Annotated in this window: 12 protein-coding genes; 7 read left to right on the top strand and 5 right to left on the bottom strand. The window is 71.6% G+C overall.

Features of this window, described 5'->3' with window-relative positions:
- Positions 1–114: 114 nt before the first annotated feature.
- The 4 genes from ACSU53_RS24060 (at position 115) to ACSU53_RS24075 (ending at position 5,344) form a co-directional block, all read left to right on the top strand.
- Positions 115–1,737, top strand: a complete 1,623-nt coding sequence (locus ACSU53_RS24060; RefSeq protein WP_437030890.1) for a glycoside hydrolase family 13 protein — start codon at positions 115–117, stop codon at positions 1,735–1,737.
- A 72-nt stretch (positions 1,738–1,809) separates the two neighbouring features.
- On the top strand, positions 1,810–3,138 hold the full coding sequence (locus tag ACSU53_RS24065; RefSeq protein ID WP_437030891.1) for an ABC transporter substrate-binding protein: 1,329 nt from the start codon (positions 1,810–1,812) through the stop codon (positions 3,136–3,138).
- Between the two features lie 5 nt (positions 3,139–3,143).
- The gene (locus tag ACSU53_RS24070) at positions 3,144–4,508 is read left to right on the top strand and encodes an ABC transporter permease subunit (RefSeq protein ID WP_437030893.1); all 1,365 of its coding nucleotides are present in this window, start codon (positions 3,144–3,146) and stop codon (positions 4,506–4,508) included.
- Positions 4,505–5,344, top strand: a complete 840-nt coding sequence (locus ACSU53_RS24075) for a carbohydrate ABC transporter permease (RefSeq protein WP_437030895.1) — start codon at positions 4,505–4,507, stop codon at positions 5,342–5,344. The genes ACSU53_RS24070 and ACSU53_RS24075 overlap by 4 nt, the downstream gene beginning before the upstream one ends.
- A gap of 75 nt (positions 5,345–5,419) precedes the next feature.
- Here the strand turns inward: ACSU53_RS24075 and pgl are convergent, their stop codons facing one another.
- The 5 genes from pgl to tkt are packed head-to-tail and all read right to left on the bottom strand — an operon-like array spanning position 5,420 to position 12,081.
- On the bottom strand, positions 5,420–6,202 hold the full coding sequence (gene pgl / locus ACSU53_RS24080; protein WP_437030897.1) for a 6-phosphogluconolactonase: 783 nt from the start codon (positions 6,200–6,202) through the stop codon (positions 5,420–5,422).
- Between the two features lie 7 nt (positions 6,203–6,209).
- Complete coding sequence (opcA, locus tag ACSU53_RS24085) at positions 6,210–7,301, bottom strand: glucose-6-phosphate dehydrogenase assembly protein OpcA (RefSeq protein WP_437030899.1); 1,092 nt, start codon at positions 7,299–7,301, stop codon at positions 6,210–6,212.
- Positions 7,298–8,821: a glucose-6-phosphate dehydrogenase gene (gene zwf / locus ACSU53_RS24090; RefSeq protein WP_437030901.1), complete on the bottom strand. Its 1,524-nt coding sequence runs from the start codon at positions 8,819–8,821 to the stop codon at positions 7,298–7,300. Before zwf ends, opcA begins: the two co-directional genes overlap by 4 nt.
- Before the next feature lie 4 nt (positions 8,822–8,825).
- The gene (tal, locus tag ACSU53_RS24095; protein WP_437030902.1) at positions 8,826–9,944 is read right to left on the bottom strand and encodes a transaldolase; all 1,119 of its coding nucleotides are present in this window, start codon (positions 9,942–9,944) and stop codon (positions 8,826–8,828) included.
- Positions 9,945–9,978: 34 nt separating this feature from the next.
- A complete protein-coding gene (tkt, locus tag ACSU53_RS24100) occupies positions 9,979–12,081 on the bottom strand; it encodes a transketolase (RefSeq protein WP_437030904.1) in 2,103 nt (700 codons plus the stop codon).
- Between the two features lie 364 nt (positions 12,082–12,445).
- On the opposite strand from tkt, the gene ACSU53_RS24105 reads away from it, so the two are divergent.
- The 3 genes from ACSU53_RS24105 (at position 12,446) to ACSU53_RS24115 (ending at position 15,031) form a co-directional block, all read left to right on the top strand.
- A complete protein-coding gene (locus tag ACSU53_RS24105) occupies positions 12,446–13,399 on the top strand; it encodes a heme o synthase (RefSeq protein ID WP_437030906.1) in 954 nt (317 codons plus the stop codon).
- Positions 13,400–13,496: 97 nt separating this feature from the next.
- Positions 13,497–13,841 carry a hypothetical protein gene (locus ACSU53_RS24110; protein ID WP_437030908.1) on the top strand — a complete coding sequence of 115 codons (345 nt, stop codon included), beginning with the start codon at positions 13,497–13,499 and terminating at the stop codon, positions 13,839–13,841.
- Positions 13,842–13,927: 86 nt separating this feature from the next.
- Positions 13,928–15,031: an amidohydrolase family protein gene (locus tag ACSU53_RS24115; protein WP_437030909.1), complete on the top strand. Its 1,104-nt coding sequence runs from the start codon at positions 13,928–13,930 to the stop codon at positions 15,029–15,031.
- Positions 15,032–15,055 lie beyond the last annotated feature (24 nt).

Raw genomic sequence — 15,055 nt, forward strand, 5'->3', positions numbered from 1 at the left:
ATTTGGGCAGGTCAACCCCTCGGTAGCTTCCGTACATTTCATTGACATCGCGCCGACACGCCTACCTAACATGCATGCATAACGAACAGCACTCCTCACAGACAGGTCAATGGGGTGAACAGGCACCACTGGTGGCGTGACGCGGTGATCTATCAGGTGTACGTCCGCAGCTTCCTGGACAGCACCGGTGACGGCATCGGCGATCTCGCCGGCGTCAGGGCGGGACTGCCGTACCTGAAGAAGCTCGGCGTGGACGGGATCTGGCTCAGCCCGTTCTACCCCTCGCCACAGCACGACCACGGCTACGACGTCGCCGACTACTGTGACGTCGACCCCGTCTTCGGCGACCTCGACGAGTTCGACCGCCTGGTCGGCACCGCCCGCCGGCTCGGCGTCAAGGTGCTGCTCGACATTGTCCCCAACCACTGCTCCAGTGAGCACCCCTGGTTCCGCGAGGCCCTCGCCGCCGCTCCCGGCAGCCCGGAGCGCGCCCGCTTCCACTTCGCCGACGGCCGCGGCCCGGACGGCTCCGAGCCGCCCAACAACTGGCACGCCATGTTCGGCGGGCCCGCCTGGACCCGGGTCACCGAGCCCGACGGCCGGCCCGGGCAGTGGTACCTGCACATGTTCACGCCCGAGCAGCCGGACTGGAACTGGCGCGACCCCGAGGTCGCGGCCGAGTTCGACCGCACCCTGCGGTTCTGGCTCGACCGGGGCGTCGACGGCTTCCGCATCGATGTCGCCGCCGGCCTGTTCAAGCACCCCGAGCTGCCCGACTCCCCGGACCCGGAGGCCGACGCCCGCACCCGCGACTCGGTCAACCCGCTCGCCTGGAACCAGCCCGAGGTCCACGACGTGTGGCGGCACTGGCGCGCGGTGTGCGAGGAGTACACCGCCCGCGACGGCCGCGAACGCCTCCTGGTCGGCGAGGTGTCCGTGCCGTCCGCTCGCGAGCACGCCCAGTACGTCCGCCCCGACGAACTGCACCAGGCGTTCTTCTTCGACCTGCTGGGCGCCCCCTGGGACGCCGACGCCTTCCGCAAGGTCATCTCCGAGGCCATGCAGGACATCGCCGGCACCGGCTCGACCGTCACCTGGGTCCTCAACAACCACGACCAGGTCCGCACCGTCACCCGCTACGGCGAACCCACCCCGGAGAGCAGCGGCCTCGGCCCCGCCCGCGCCCGGGCCGCCGCCCTGCTGATGCTGGCCCTGCCCGGCGCCGCCTACATCTACCAGGGCGAGGAACTGGGCCTGCCCGAGGTCGTCGACCTGCCCGACGACGTGCTCACCGACCCGATCTTCCGCCGCACCGGCAGCCGCGCCCGGATCCGCGACGGCTGCCGCGTCCCGCTGCCCTGGTCGGGCCAGGCCTCCCCGTTCGGCTTCACCTCCGGCACCGAGGCCGCCCGGCCCTGGCTGCCGCAGCCGGACTGGTTCGCCGAGTACGCCACCGACCGCGCCCTCGCCGACACCCGGTCCTTCTGGCACCTCTACCGCGACGGCCTCCAGCTGCGCGCCGCCCTCGACCAGCTGGGCGACGGCACGCTGCGCTGGCTGGACACCCAGCCCGGCGTCCTCGCCTTCGTCCGCGGCGACGACCTGGTCTGCGCCGTCAACTTCGGCACCGCCCCCGTACCCGCCCCGGTCGACGGCACCCCGCTGCTCGCCAGCGGCCCGTGCCCGCCCGGGGTGCTGCCCGGCTCCACCGCCGCCTGGTGGATCAGCGGCACCTGACCCCCCACACCCGCCGTCCCCCCGGCTCTTCCCGTCTCCCTCGTCTCCACGTATCCCGAAGGGACATCAACGATGATGCGACGACGTTCCACCCTGATCACCGGATGCACCGCCCTCGTCCTCGCCCTCGGCGCCACCGCCTGCGGCGGCGGCGACCCGGTCTCGGCCGGCGGCGGCGACAAGTCGCTCGACGGCCAGACCGTCACCGTCGCCGGCGTCTGGTCCGGCAGCGAGCAGCAGAACTTCCAGAAGGTGCTGGACGCCTTCACCGAGAAGACCGGCGCCAAGACGCAGTTCGTGTCCACCGGCGACAACGTCTCCACCGTCGTCGGCAGCAAGATCGAGGGCGGCAACGCCCCCGACGTCGTGATGGTCCCCCAGGTCGGCGTGCTCAAGCAGTTCGCCGAGAAGGGCTGGCTCAAGCCGCTGGACAAGGACGTCCGCTCCACGGTGGAGGACAACTTCGCCCAGGTGTGGCGCGACTACGGCACCGTCGACGACACCCTGTACGGCCTCTACTTCAAGGCCGCCCACAAGTCCACCGTCTGGTACAGCCCCGAAGCCCTCGAACAGGCCGGGGTGAAGGAGCCCAAGACCTTCGACGAGATGCTGGAGAACGGGAAGACGATCTCCGACTCCGGTCTCGCCGCGTTCTCCGTCGCCGGTCAGGACGGCTGGACGCTCACCGACTGGTTCGAGAACGTCTACCTCTCCCAGGCCGGGCCCGAGAAGTACGACGCCCTCGCCGCCCACGAGATCAAGTGGACCGACCCCACCGTGGTCGACGCGCTCACCACCCTCGGCACGCTGTTCAAGGACAAGCAGCTCATCGCCGGCGGCCAGAAGGGCGCCCTGAACACCGACTTCCCCGGCTCCGTGGAGAAGGTCTTCGGCCCCAAGGCCGAGGCCGCCATGGTCTACGAGGGAGACTTCGTCGCCGGTGTGGCCAAGGACCAGTTCGGCCGGACCATCGGCACCGACGCCGACTTCTTCCCCTTCCCGCCGGTCGGTGACGGCAAGGCGCCTGTGGTCAGCGGCGGCGACGCGGCCGTCGTGCTCAAGGACGGCAAGAACTCCGAGGCCGGCATGGCCCTCATGGAGTACCTCGCCACCCCCGAGGCCGCGGCCGTGTGGGCCGAGGCCGGCGGCTTCCTCTCCCCGAACAAGAAGCTGGACCTCGCCTCCTACGGCGACGACGTCACCCGCGCCACCGCCGAGTCCCTGATCAACGCCGGCGACTCGGTCCGCTTCGACATGTCCGACCAGGCCCCCGCCGCCTTCGGCGGCACCAAGGGCGCCGGCGAGTGGAAGATCCTGCAGGACTTCCTGCGCGACCCGGCCGACCCGGCGAAGACCGCCGCCGAGCTCGAGGCCGCCGCGGCCAAGGCCTACGGGAACTGACCGCCGTGACCGCCACCGTGGTGAAAGAGGCGAAGCCTCCGGCACCCGTGCATCCCGACGGCGCGCGCAGCCGGCGCGCGCGCCGCCGGGGGCGGGTCATCGCCCTGCTGTTCGTCCTGCCCGCACTGCTCCTGCTGGGCGCGCTCGTCGTCTACCCCGTGCTGTTCTCCATCGGCCGGAGCCTGTTCGACGCCTCCGGCTCGCAGTTCGTGGGGGCGGACAACTACACCGAGATGTTCCGCGACCCCACCACCCTCACCGCCGTGCGCAACACGGCGATCTGGGTGGTCGTCGCCCCCACCCTGCTCACCGGACTGGGCCTGATCCTGGCCGTGCTGGTGGAGAAGATCCGCTGGGCCACCGCCTTCAAGCTGCTGCTGTTCATGCCGATGGCGGTGTCCTTCCTGGCGGCCGGCATCATCTTCCGGCTCGCCTACGACGAGGACCCCGACAAGGGCGTCCTCAACGCGGCCGTCGTCGGCGTCCACGACGCCTTCCAGGGCACCTCGTCCTACCCGGACGCCCGCCCCCGCGACGACGAGGGCCTGACCCGGCAGCCGGACGGCTCGTACGCCACCGGCGCCGACGTCTCGCCCGGCGGCACGGCGGCCCTCGGCCTGGTCGGCATCGCCCCCAAGGACCTGCCCGGCGACGCCGAACCCGCCCGCGAGGCGGCGGCCCGCACGGCCGGCGCCGACGAGGTGAGCGGGGTCGTCTACCTGGACTTCACCCCCGGCGGGGGAGGCGAGCCCGGCGTGGTCGACGACCGGGAGAGCGGACTGCCCGGGATGAAGGTCGAGGCGGTCCGCGACGGGAAGACCGTCGCGAGCACCACCACCGCCGCCGACGGATCCTTCCGCTTCACCGGCCTCGAAGGCGGCGGCTACACCCTGAAGCTGCCCGCCGACAACTTCGCACCGCCCTACGAGGGCATCTCCTGGCTGGGCCCCACCCTCGTCACCCCGGCCATCATCGGCGCCTACCTGTGGATCTGGACCGGCTTCGCCATGGTGCTGATCGGCGCCGGCCTCGCCGCCCTGCCGCGGGACGCCCTGGAGGCCGCCCGGATGGACGGCGCCAACGAGTGGCAGATCTTCCGGAAGATCACCGTGCCGCTGCTCGCGCCCGTGCTCACCGTCGTGTTCGTCACCCTGGTGATCAACGTGATGAAGGTCTTCGACCTCGTCTACATCATCGCTCCGGGGCCGGTGCAGGAGGACGCGACCGTACTGGCCACCCAGATGTGGCTGGTCTCCTTCGGCGGCGGCAACGACCAGGGGCTGGGCAGCGCCCTCGGCGTGCTCCTGCTGCTGCTCGTCATCCCCGCCATGGTCTTCAACGTCCGACGCTTCCGAAGGAGCCAGCGATGAACGCGATCCGGCGCGGACTGAGCAGCGCCGTGGTGCAGGCCTTCCTGGTCGTCATCGGCCTGGTGTGGATGACCCCGCTGGCCGGACTGTTCCTGTCCTCGATGCGGTCCGCCGAGGACACCGCCAAGGGCGGCTGGTGGACGGTGTTCACCGAGCCCGGGCAGCTGTCCTTCGACAACTACTCGGCGCTGCTGAAGAACTCGGGCATGACCCAGGCGTTCTGGAACACCGTGCTGATCTCGGTGCCGACCACCGTGCTGGTCGTGGTCGTCGCCGCGCTCGCCGGATACGCCTTCGCCTGGCTGGACTTCCCCGGCCGCGAGCCCGTCTTCCTGCTCGTGGTCGCCCTGCTGGTCGTCCCGGTGCAGATCGGTCTGCTGCCGGTCGCCAAACTCTTCGGCCAGCTGGGGCTGTTCGGCACCATCCCCGGAGTCGTGCTGTTCCACGTGGCGTACGGGCTGCCGTTCGCCGTGTTCCTGCTGCGCAACTACTTCGCGGAGATGCCCAAGGAGATGCTGGAGGCCGCCCGGATGGACGGCGGCACCGAGTGGCGGATCTTCACCCGCCTGGTGCTGCCGGTGGGCCGTCCGGCCATCGCCAGCCTGGCCATCTTCCAGTTCCTGTGGGTGTGGAACGACATGCTGGTGGCGCTGCTGTTCGCGGACAGCTCCTCGCAGCCCCTGACGGTGGAACTGCAGTCGCAGATCCGCCAGTTCGGCAGCAACATCGACGTCCTGGCGCCGGGCGCGTTCCTGTCGCTGATCGTGCCGGTGGCCGTGTTCTTCGCGTTCCAGCGGCACTTCGTGCAGGGCGTCATGGCCGGTTCGGTCAAGTAGCGGGCCCGCGCGACGCGGAAGGGGCGGTGAGGAGGACATCCTCACCGCCCCTTCCGCTCGTGTGCCCGACGGCCGCTACACCGGCTCCGTCAGGAGCGCGTGCGGGACCTGCGACGCCGCCGCCGCGTCCAGCAGCCACAGGGTGCGGTCCCGGCCCCGGGCGCCCGCCGCCGGTGCCCGGACCTCGTCCGCGCCCGACAGGGCGACGGCCGCGGCCTCCGCCTTGTCCTCCCCGGCGGCCAGCAGCCACACCTCGCGGGCCGCCCGGATCGCCGGCAGGGTCAGCGAGACGCGGGTCGGCGGCGGCTTGGGCGCGTCGCGCACGCCCACCACGGTGCGCGCGGTCTCCCGCACCGCGGGCAGCTCCGGGAACAGGGACGCCACGTGCGTGTCCGGGCCCACGCCCAGCATCAGCACGTCGAACTCCGGCACCGCGCCGTGCCCCTCCGGGCCCGCGGCCCGTGCCAGCTCCTGCGCGTACGCGGCGGCCGCCGCGTCCACGTCGTCACCGTGCGGGCCGTCCGAGGCGGGCATGGCGTGCACCCGCTCCGGGTCCAGCGGCACCGCGTCGAGCAGCGCCTCACGGGCCTGGGTGACATTGCGCTCCGGGTCGCCCTCGGGCAGGAACCGCTCGTCACCCCACCACAGGTCGACCCGGCCCCAGTCCACCGCGTCCCGCGCGGGGGCCGCCGCCAGCGCGGCCAGCAGACCGTTGCCGTTGCGTCCCCCGGTCAGCACGACCGACGCCGAGCCCCGCGCGGACTGCGCGTCCACGACCGCGGTGATCAGCCGGGCCGCAGCCGCCTGCGCCATCAGCTCCTTGTCGCGGTGCACGACCAGCCGCGGTGCCGTACTCATGCAGACCTCATTTCGCCGCCGCCTTCTTCACCGGTGCTTCCTGCGCCGCCTGGGCCGCGGGTGCTTTCGCAGCCGACTCGACGGGAGCGGGGACCGCTCCGTCCCCGTCCCCTTTGGCGGGCTCGGCCTGCTCGGCGGGTTCGGCGGGCCCGCCACCGTCCGCCGCGCACACGCCCTGGTCCAGCCGCCCGATGCCGTACCGCAGTGCCGACGCGTAGGTGTCGTCCGGGTCCAGCCGGCGCAGCTCCTCCGCGATCAGCTCCGCGGTGTCCCGGCGCTTGAGCGCCACCGCGCGCTTGGGCTGGCCCTGGATGGACAGCGTCGCCAGCGAGCCGTCCGCCCGGTCCAGCACCACCGGCCCGCAGTCGGTGTCCATGCGGACCGCGGTCAGGCCGGGCCCGCTCGACACCGAACGCTTCACCGGCACGTCCAGCCGGTCCGCGAGCCACATCGCCAGCAGCTCGCAGCTCGGATTGAACTCCTCGCCCTCCACCTCGACCTGCTGCACCCGGCAGTCGACCTGGTCCAGCGCCGCGGCCAGCATCGAACGCCACGGCGTGATGCGGGTCCACGACAGGTCCGTGTCGCCCGGGGTGTAGGCGTCGGCACGGGCGGTGAGCTCCCGCACCGGGTGCTCGCAGGCGTAGGTGTCGGTGACCCGGCGCTGGGCCAGCGCGCCCAGCGGGTCACCGGCCGGGTCGAGCGGGGCGTTGACCGGCCACCACACCACCACCGGGGCGTCCGGCAGCAGCAGCGGCAGCACCACCGACTGGGCGTGGTCCACGACCTCGCCGTACAGCCGGAGCACCACCGTCTCGCCGGTGCCGGCGTCCGCGCCCACCCGCACCTCGGCGTCCAGTCGGGACTGGGTGCGGTCGCGGGGCGAGCGGGAGACGCGCCGGATGACGACCAGCATCCGCGAGGGGTGCTCGTGCGAGGCGTCGCCCGCCGCCTTCAGCGCGTCGTAGGCGTTCTCCTCGTCCGTCACGATGACCAGGGTGAGGACCATGCCGACGGCCGGGGTGCCGATCGCCCGGCGGCCCTGCACCAGCGCCTTGTTGATCTTGCTGGCCGTGGTGTCCGTGAGGTCTATCTTCATGGCCGGCGCCAGCTCCGTCCGTCTCGCTCGAGCATTTCGTCCGCCTCGACGGGCCCCCACGTGCCGGCCGGGTACTGGGCCGGCCTGCCGTGGGCGTCCCAGAACTCCTCGATCGGGTCGAGGATCTTCCAGGACAGCTCGACCTCCTCCGTGCGCGGGAAGAGGTTGGAGTCGCCGAGCAGCACGTCGAGGATGAGCCGTTCGTACGCCTCCGGGCTGGACTCGGTGAACGACTCGCCGTAGGCGAAGTCCATCGACACGTCCCGGATCTCCATCGACGTGCCCGGCACCTTCGAGCCGAAGCGCACCGTGACGCCCTCGTCGGGCTGCACCCGGATGACGATCGCGTTGGAGCCGAGCTCCTCGGTGGCCGTCGTGTCGAAGGGGGAGTGCGGGGCGCGCTGGAAGACCACCGCGATCTCGGTGACCCGGCGGCCCAGCCGCTTGCCGGTGCGCAGATAGAAGGGGACGCCCGCCCAGCGGCGGTTGTCGATGCCCAGCTTGATCGCGGCGTAGGTGTCGGTCGTGGAGGAGGCGTCGATGCCGTCCTCCTCCAGGTAGCCGACCGCCTTCGCGCCGCCCTGCCAGCCGGCCGCGTACTGGCCGCGCACGGTGTCGCGGCCCAGGTCCTTCGGCAGCCGCACCGCACCGAGCACCTTGGTCTTCTCGGCGGCCAGCGCGTCCGCGCCGAAGGAGGCGGGCTCCTCCATCGCGGTCAGCGCCAGCAGTTGCAGCAGGTGGTTCTGGATGACGTCGCGGGCCGCGCCGATGCCGTCGTAGTAGCCGGCCCGGCCGCCGATGCCGATGTCCTCGGCCATGGTGATCTGCACGTGGTCGACGAACGACCGGTTCCAGATCGGTTCGAACATGGTGTTGGCGAAGCGCAGCGCCAGGATGTTCTGGACCGTCTCCTTGCCCAGGTAGTGGTCGATCCGGAACACCTGGTCCGGGGCGAACACCTCGTGGACGATCGCGTTCAGTTCCTCGGCCGACTTCAGGTCGTGCCCGAACGGCTTCTCGATGACCGCCCGCCGCCAGGACCCGCCGGTCTGGTCGGCCAGGCCGTGCTTCTTCAGCTGCTGGATGACCACCGGGAAGGAGCGCGGCGGCACCGACAGGTAGAAGGCGAAGTTGCCGCCCGTGCCCTGTGCCTTGTCCAGCTCCTCGATGGTGCCGCGCAGCCGCTCGAAGGCGTCGTCGTCGTCGAAGGTGCCCTGGACGAACCGCATCCCCTGGATCAGTTGCTGCCAGACCTCCTCCCGGAAGGGAGTGCGGGCGTGCTCCTTGACCGCGTCGTGGACCTCCTGCGCGAAGTCCTCGTGGGCCCACTCCCGGCGGGCGAAGCCGACCAGCGAGAAGCCCGGCGGGAGCAGGCCGCGGTTGGCCAGGTCGTAGACCGCGGGCATGAGCTTCTTGCGCGACAGGTCGCCCGTGACGCCGAAGATGACCAGGCCCGACGGCCCCGCGATGCGCGGGAGCCGCCGGTCCGCGGGGTCACGCAGCGGGTTGCTGCTCGACAACGTGTCAGCCCTCCGAGGGGGCGAGGCGCGACAGCTCCGCCTCGGTCGACTTCAGCAGGTCGTTCCAGGACGCCTCGAACTTCTCGACGCCCTCCTCCTCCAGGAGCTGGACGACCTCGTCGTAGGAGATCCCCAGCGCCTCCACCGCGTCCAGGTCGGCGCGGGCCTGCTCGTAGGTGCCGGAGACGGTGTCGCCGGTGATCTCGCCGTGGTCCTCGGTGGCGAACAGGGTGGCCTCGGGCATGGTGTTGACCGTGTTCGGCGCGACCAACTCGGTGACGTACATGGTGTCCTGGTACGCCTTGTCCTTCACACCGGTGGACGCCCACAGCGGACGCTGCTTGTTGGCGCCCGCACGCTCCAGCGCGTTCCAGCGGTCGGAGGAGAAGACCTCCTCGTACGCCTGGTAGGCGAGGCGCGCGTTGGCGATCGCGGCCTTGCCGCGCAGCGCCTTGGCCTCGTCGGTGCCCAGGGCGTCGATCCGCTTGTCGATCTCGGTGTCCACCCGGGACACGAAGAACGAGGCCACGGAGTGGATCTCCGACAGGTCCAGGCCGCGCTCCTTGGCCTTCTCCAGGCCGGTCAGGAACGCGTCCATCACCTTGCGGTAGCGCTCCAGGGAGAAGATCAGTGTGACGTTCACGCTGATGCCCAGGCCGATGGTCTCGGCGATCGCCGGGATGCCGGCCTCGGTCGCCGGAATCTTGATCAGGGTGTTGGGGCGGTCCACCAGCCACGCCAGCTGCTTGGCCTCCGCGACGGTCGCCCGGGTGTCGTGCGCCAGGCGCGGGTCCACCTCGATCGAGACCCGGCCGTCCCGGCCGTCGGTGGAGTCGAACACCGGGCGCAGGATGTCGGCGGCGTCCCGGACGTCCGCCGTGGTGATCATGCGGATGGCCTCTTCGACGGTGACCTTGCGGGCGGCGAGGTCGGTGAGCTGCGTGTCGTAGCCGTCGCCCTCGCTGATCGCCTTCTGGAAGATCGTCGGGTTGGTGGTGACGCCCACGACGTGCTGCTGGTCCATCAGCTCGGCGAGGTTGCCGGACGTGATGCGCTTGCGCGACAGGTCGTCCAGCCAGATCGCGACGCCTTCCTCGGAGAGGCGCTTGAGTGCGTCGGTCATGGAATTTCCATCTCCTACGTGTCGTGTATGAGCGTCAGCGCTGAGCAGCGGTGAGCGATTCCCGGGCGACGGCGGCCACGTTGTCGGCCGTGAAGCCGAACTCCTCGAACAGCACCTTGCCGTCGGCCGACGCACCGAAGTGCTCCAGGGACACGATGCGCCCGGCGTCCCCGACGTACTTGTGCCAGGTGAGACCGATGCCGGCCTCCACCGCGACGCGCGCCCGCACGGACGGCGGCAGGACGCTGTCCCGGTACCCCTGGTCCTGCTCCTCGAACCACTCCACGGACGGCATGGACACCACGCGCGTCGGCACGCCCTCGGCCTGGAGCCGCTCGCGCGCCTCCACCGCCACGTGCACCTCGGAACCGGTCGCGATCAGGATCAGCTGCGGCTCGGCGCTCTGCCCGGAGGGCCCCTCGGCCTCGAACATCACGTAGCCGCCGCGGGCCGCGTCCTCGTTCGGCTCGTACGTCGGCACGCCCTGCCGGGTCAGCGCCAGGCCGTGCGGGGCGCCCACACCGAACTCCTTGGTCCAGCGCCTGAGGATCTCCCGCCAGGCGATCGCGGTCTCGTTGGCGTCCGCGGGGCGCACGACGTTCAGACCGGGGATGGCGCGCAGCGAGGCCAGGTGCTCGACCGGCTGGTGGGTCGGGCCGTCCTCGCCCAGGCCGATGGAGTCGTGCGTCCACACGTACGTCACCGGCAGGTGCATCAGGGCCGACAGCCGCACCGCGTTGCGCATGTAGTCGGAGAACACCAGGAAGGTGCCGCCGTAGATCCGGGTGTTGCCGTGCAGCGCGATGCCGTTCATCTGAGCGGCCATGGCGTGCTCGCGGATGCCGAAGTGGATCGTCCGGCCGTACGGGTCCGCCTCGGGCAGCGGGTTGTCCGCCGGGAGGAAGGACGACGTCTTGTCGATCGTGGTGTTGTTGGAGCCCGCCAGGTCGGCCGAGCCGCCCCACAGCTCCGGGATCACCCCGCCGAGCGCCTGGAGCACCTTGCCGGAGGCGGCGCGGGTGGCGACGCCCTTGCCCGGCTCGAAGACCGGGATGACGTCCTCCCAGCCCTTGGGCAGCTCACCGGCCGCGACCCGGTCGAACTCCGCCGCGCGCTCCGGGTTGGCCGAACGCCACTCCTGGAAGGACTTCTCCCACTCGGCCTTCGCGCGGCTGCCGCGCTCCAGGGCCTTGCGGGTGTGCGCGATGACCTCGTCGGAGACCTCGAAGCTCTGCTCCGGGTCGAAGCCCAGCACGCGCTTGGTGGCCGCGACCTCCTCCTCGCCGAGCGCCGAGCCGTGCGCGGCCTCGGTGTTCTGCGCGTTCGGCGCGGGCCAGGCGATGATCGAGCGCATCGCGATGAAGGACGGCCGGTCGGTGACCTTCTTCGCCGCCTCGATCGCGTCGTAGAGCGCGTGCGGGTCCAGGTCGCCGTCCGGCTTGGGGGCCACCCGCTGCACGTGCCAGCCGTACGCCTCGTACCGCTTGCAGGTGTCCTCCGAGACGGCCGTCTCGGTGTCGCCCTCGATGGAGATGTGGTTGTCGTCCCACAGCAGCACCAGGTTGCCCAGCTTCTGGTGCCCGGCCATCGAGGACGCCTCGGCGGAGATGCCCTCCTGGAGGCAGCCGTCACCGGCGATGCAGTAGACGTAGTGGTCGAAGGGGGACTCGCCCTGCGGCGCCTCCGGGTCGAACAGGCCGCGCTCGTACCGGGCGGCCATCGCCATGCCGACCGCGTTGGCGACACCCTGGCCCAGCGGGCCGGTCGTCGTCTCCACGCCCGTGGTGTGTCCGTACTCCGGGTGGCCCGGGGTCTTCGAGCCCCAGGTGCGGAAGGACTTCAGGTCGTCCAGCTCCAGGCCGAAGCCGGCCAGGTACAGCTGGGTGTAGAGGGTCAGGGACGAGTGGCCGGCGGACAGCACGAAACGGTCGCGTCCGACCCAGTTCGCGTCGGCCGGGTCGTGGCGCATCACCTTCTGGAAGAGGGTGTACGCAGCGGGCGCGAGGCTCATCGCCGTACCCGGATGGCCGTTGCCAACCTTCTGTACGGCATCGGCGGCCAGGACGCGGGCGGTGTCCACGGCCCGCTGGTCCAGTTCGGTCCACTCGAGGTCTGTGGTGGTCGGCTTGGTGCTCACCCTGAGTCAGGGCTCCTCTCCACATGATCGGATGCCGGTGATTTCCCACCGGCGTGGTCGAGCCTACCCCCGTAGTACGTGCGATTTTCCGAGCCATTCCAGACTGCCGGGCCTCCTCGGGATCCGCCTCCCGACCGGGAAGCACCGGCATTCGGCAGATGAATACGCAGCCGCTCATCCGGGTGCTCAATCGAGCTCGGATCCGCACCTCGGGGAGCCCCGCGCCACCCCTTCCGGCGGCGCCGTCCAACACGAGCCCACCCCCGCGAAGGCCGGGGTCTGGGCAACGTCTAGAGTGGCGTGGTACGCGCGGGCCTTTACCGCGGCTTCACACGCCGAGGCTCGCTGGGATGTCTCTGTAGGGGTGTGCGTGACGGCCGTTGAATCCCGTCCACCGGGAGTACTGGGGGCCAGCCAGAGCCCGGCCCGTCGGCCGTTCGGGGCCCGTGTGATGGCATTCGTGGCTCTCACCAAGCCGCGGATCATCGAGCTGCTCCTCATCACCACGGTTCCGGTGATGTTCCTGGCGCAGCAGGGCGTGCCCGACCTGACCCTGGTGCTGCTCACCTGTGTGGGCGGTTACCTCTCCGCGGGCGGCGCCAACGCGCTCAACATGTACATCGACCGCGACATCGACGCCCTGATGGACCGCACCGCGCAGCGGCCGCTGGTGACCGGCATGGTCAGCCCGCGCGAGTGCCTGGTCTTCGGCATCGGCCTCGCGGTCGTCTCCACCCTGCTGTTCGGCCTCACCGTCAACTGGCTGTCGGCCTGGCTCGCCCTCGGCGCGCTCCTCTTCTACGTCGTCGTCTACACGATGATCCTGAAGCGGCGCACCGCGCAGAACATCGTGTGGGGCGGCATCGCGGGCTGCATGCCGGTGCTGATCGGCTGGTCCGCGGTCACCAACTCGCTGTCCTGGGCGCCGGTCGTGCTCTTCCTCGTCATCTTCTTCTGGACGCCGCCGCACTACTGGCCGCTGTCCATGAAGGTGAAGGAGGACTACGCGCGGGTGGGCGTGCCGATGCTGCCGGTCATCGCCGGCAACAAGGCCGTCGCCAAGCAGATCGTCCTCTACAGCTGGGTCATGGTGGGCGTCTCCCTGCTGCTCACCCCGCTCGGCTACACCGGCTGGTTCTACACCGCGGTCGCCCTGGCTGCCGGCGGCTGGTGGCTGTGGGAGGCGCACGCGCTGCTGAACCGGGCCAAGGCCGAGGTGACGGGCGCCAAGCTCAAGGAGATGCGCCTGTTCCACTGGTCCATCACCTACGTCTCCCTGCTGTTCGTCGCGATCGCCGTGGATCCCTTCCTGCGCTAGCGATCAGCTCCCGGACGCCCGGCGGGCGGGGTGCAGTGGCCAAGGCCACGGACCCCGCCCGTCGCCGTTCGATCTACCCGTCGGTAGCATCCTGACCATGGCAGACACGCAGCAGGCGGACCCGAAGGCCGCGCAGAAGGCCGCACGCAAGGCGGACCGGATCGCCCAGCAGATCACCAGCTTCGCCAAGCGCCACGGCACGACCGAGGGCCACGTCGCGTACCTGGGCGAACGCGGCGCCCGCATCGTCCTGGTCGCCGAGAACGGCGACTGGGGCGACCTGGTGGCCCCCTCCACCGAGATCGCCCGGAAGGCCGTCGAGAAGGCCGGCATCACGGTCCATGAGGAGTTCGACGGCGAGTTCGCCGCCCGGGTGCGGACCGGCCCGTACGAGTGGTCCCGCATGGCGGGGATCCAGGTGGGCGGCCCGAGCAACACCTGAGGGCGCCCTCACCCGTTAGGACCGTAGGAGCGCGGGACCCGGCGACGGGTCGGTGGGGAGCGCACGGTCCGTCGCGGGGAGCCCGGATGATCGACACGCCGTCCCTGGTGGACCAGTACTGCCACGGCGTGCTGCGCACGGAGCTGGGCCTCGGCACCTTCGAGGCCCAGCTGGCGCGCACCGAGGGCCCGCCCGCCCCCGGCACCACCCTCTTCGACACCCAGACCGGCTTCGCCGTGCGCCGCTGGTGCCCGCCGCTGCTCGGCCTGGAGCCGCACTGCCCGCCCGCCCGGTACCTCGCCCGGCGCCGCGAACTGGGCGTCGCCGAGGCCGGGCGCCGGCTGCTGCGGGGCAGCGGCATCACCACCTACCTGGTCGACACCGGCCTGCCCGGCGACCTCACCGGCCCCGCCGAACTGGCCACCGCCGGGGGCGCCGCCGCCCACGAGATCGTGCGCCTGGAGCAGCTCGCCGAGCAGGTCGCCGACACCTCCGGCACCGTGGCGTCCTTCCTCGCCAACCTCGCCGAGTCCGTGCACGGCGCGGCGGCGCACGCGGTCGCCTTCGCCTCCGTCGCCGGTCTGCGGCACGGCCCGGCCCTGTGTCCCGAGCCGCCCGGGCCGGGCGAGGTGCGGGCCGCGGCGGGCCGCTGGCTGGCCGGCCGCCGGGCGGGCGACGAGCTGAGCGACCCGGTGCTGCTGCGGCACCTGCTGTGGAGCGCCGTCGCCTCCGGCCGGCCCCTGCAGCTGCACGCCGGGCTCGGCGCGCCCGGCGCCCTGGACCGCACCGATCCGGTGCTGCTCGGCGACTTCGTCCGGGCCACCGCCGGCCTCGGCACCGACCTGGTGCTGCTGCACGGCTACCCGTACCACCGGCACGCCGCCCACCTGGCCGGGGTGTTCCCGCACGTCTACGCCGACACCGGGGCCGCCCTGGTGCGCACCGGGGCCCGGGCGGCGACCGTGCTCGCGGAGATCCTGGAACTGGCCCCGTTCGGCAAGATCCTCTTCTCCAGCGGCGCCCGCGGACTGCCGGAACTGCACGTGGTGGGCGCCCGGCTGTTCCGGGAGGCGCTCGGCCGGGTGCTCGGCGGCTGGGTCGCCGAAGGCGCGTGGGCGCCCGCGGACGCGGAGCGCGTGGCGGCCCTGCTGGCGGAGGGGAACGCGCGGCGGGTCTACGGCCTCACCTGACCGGCCCGCCCCGGCCCCGGCCCG

It is taken from the genome of Streptomyces sp. enrichment culture (assembly GCF_964273255.1).
In the GTDB taxonomy this organism is placed as follows: Bacteria; Actinomycetota; Actinomycetes; order Streptomycetales; family Streptomycetaceae; genus Streptomyces.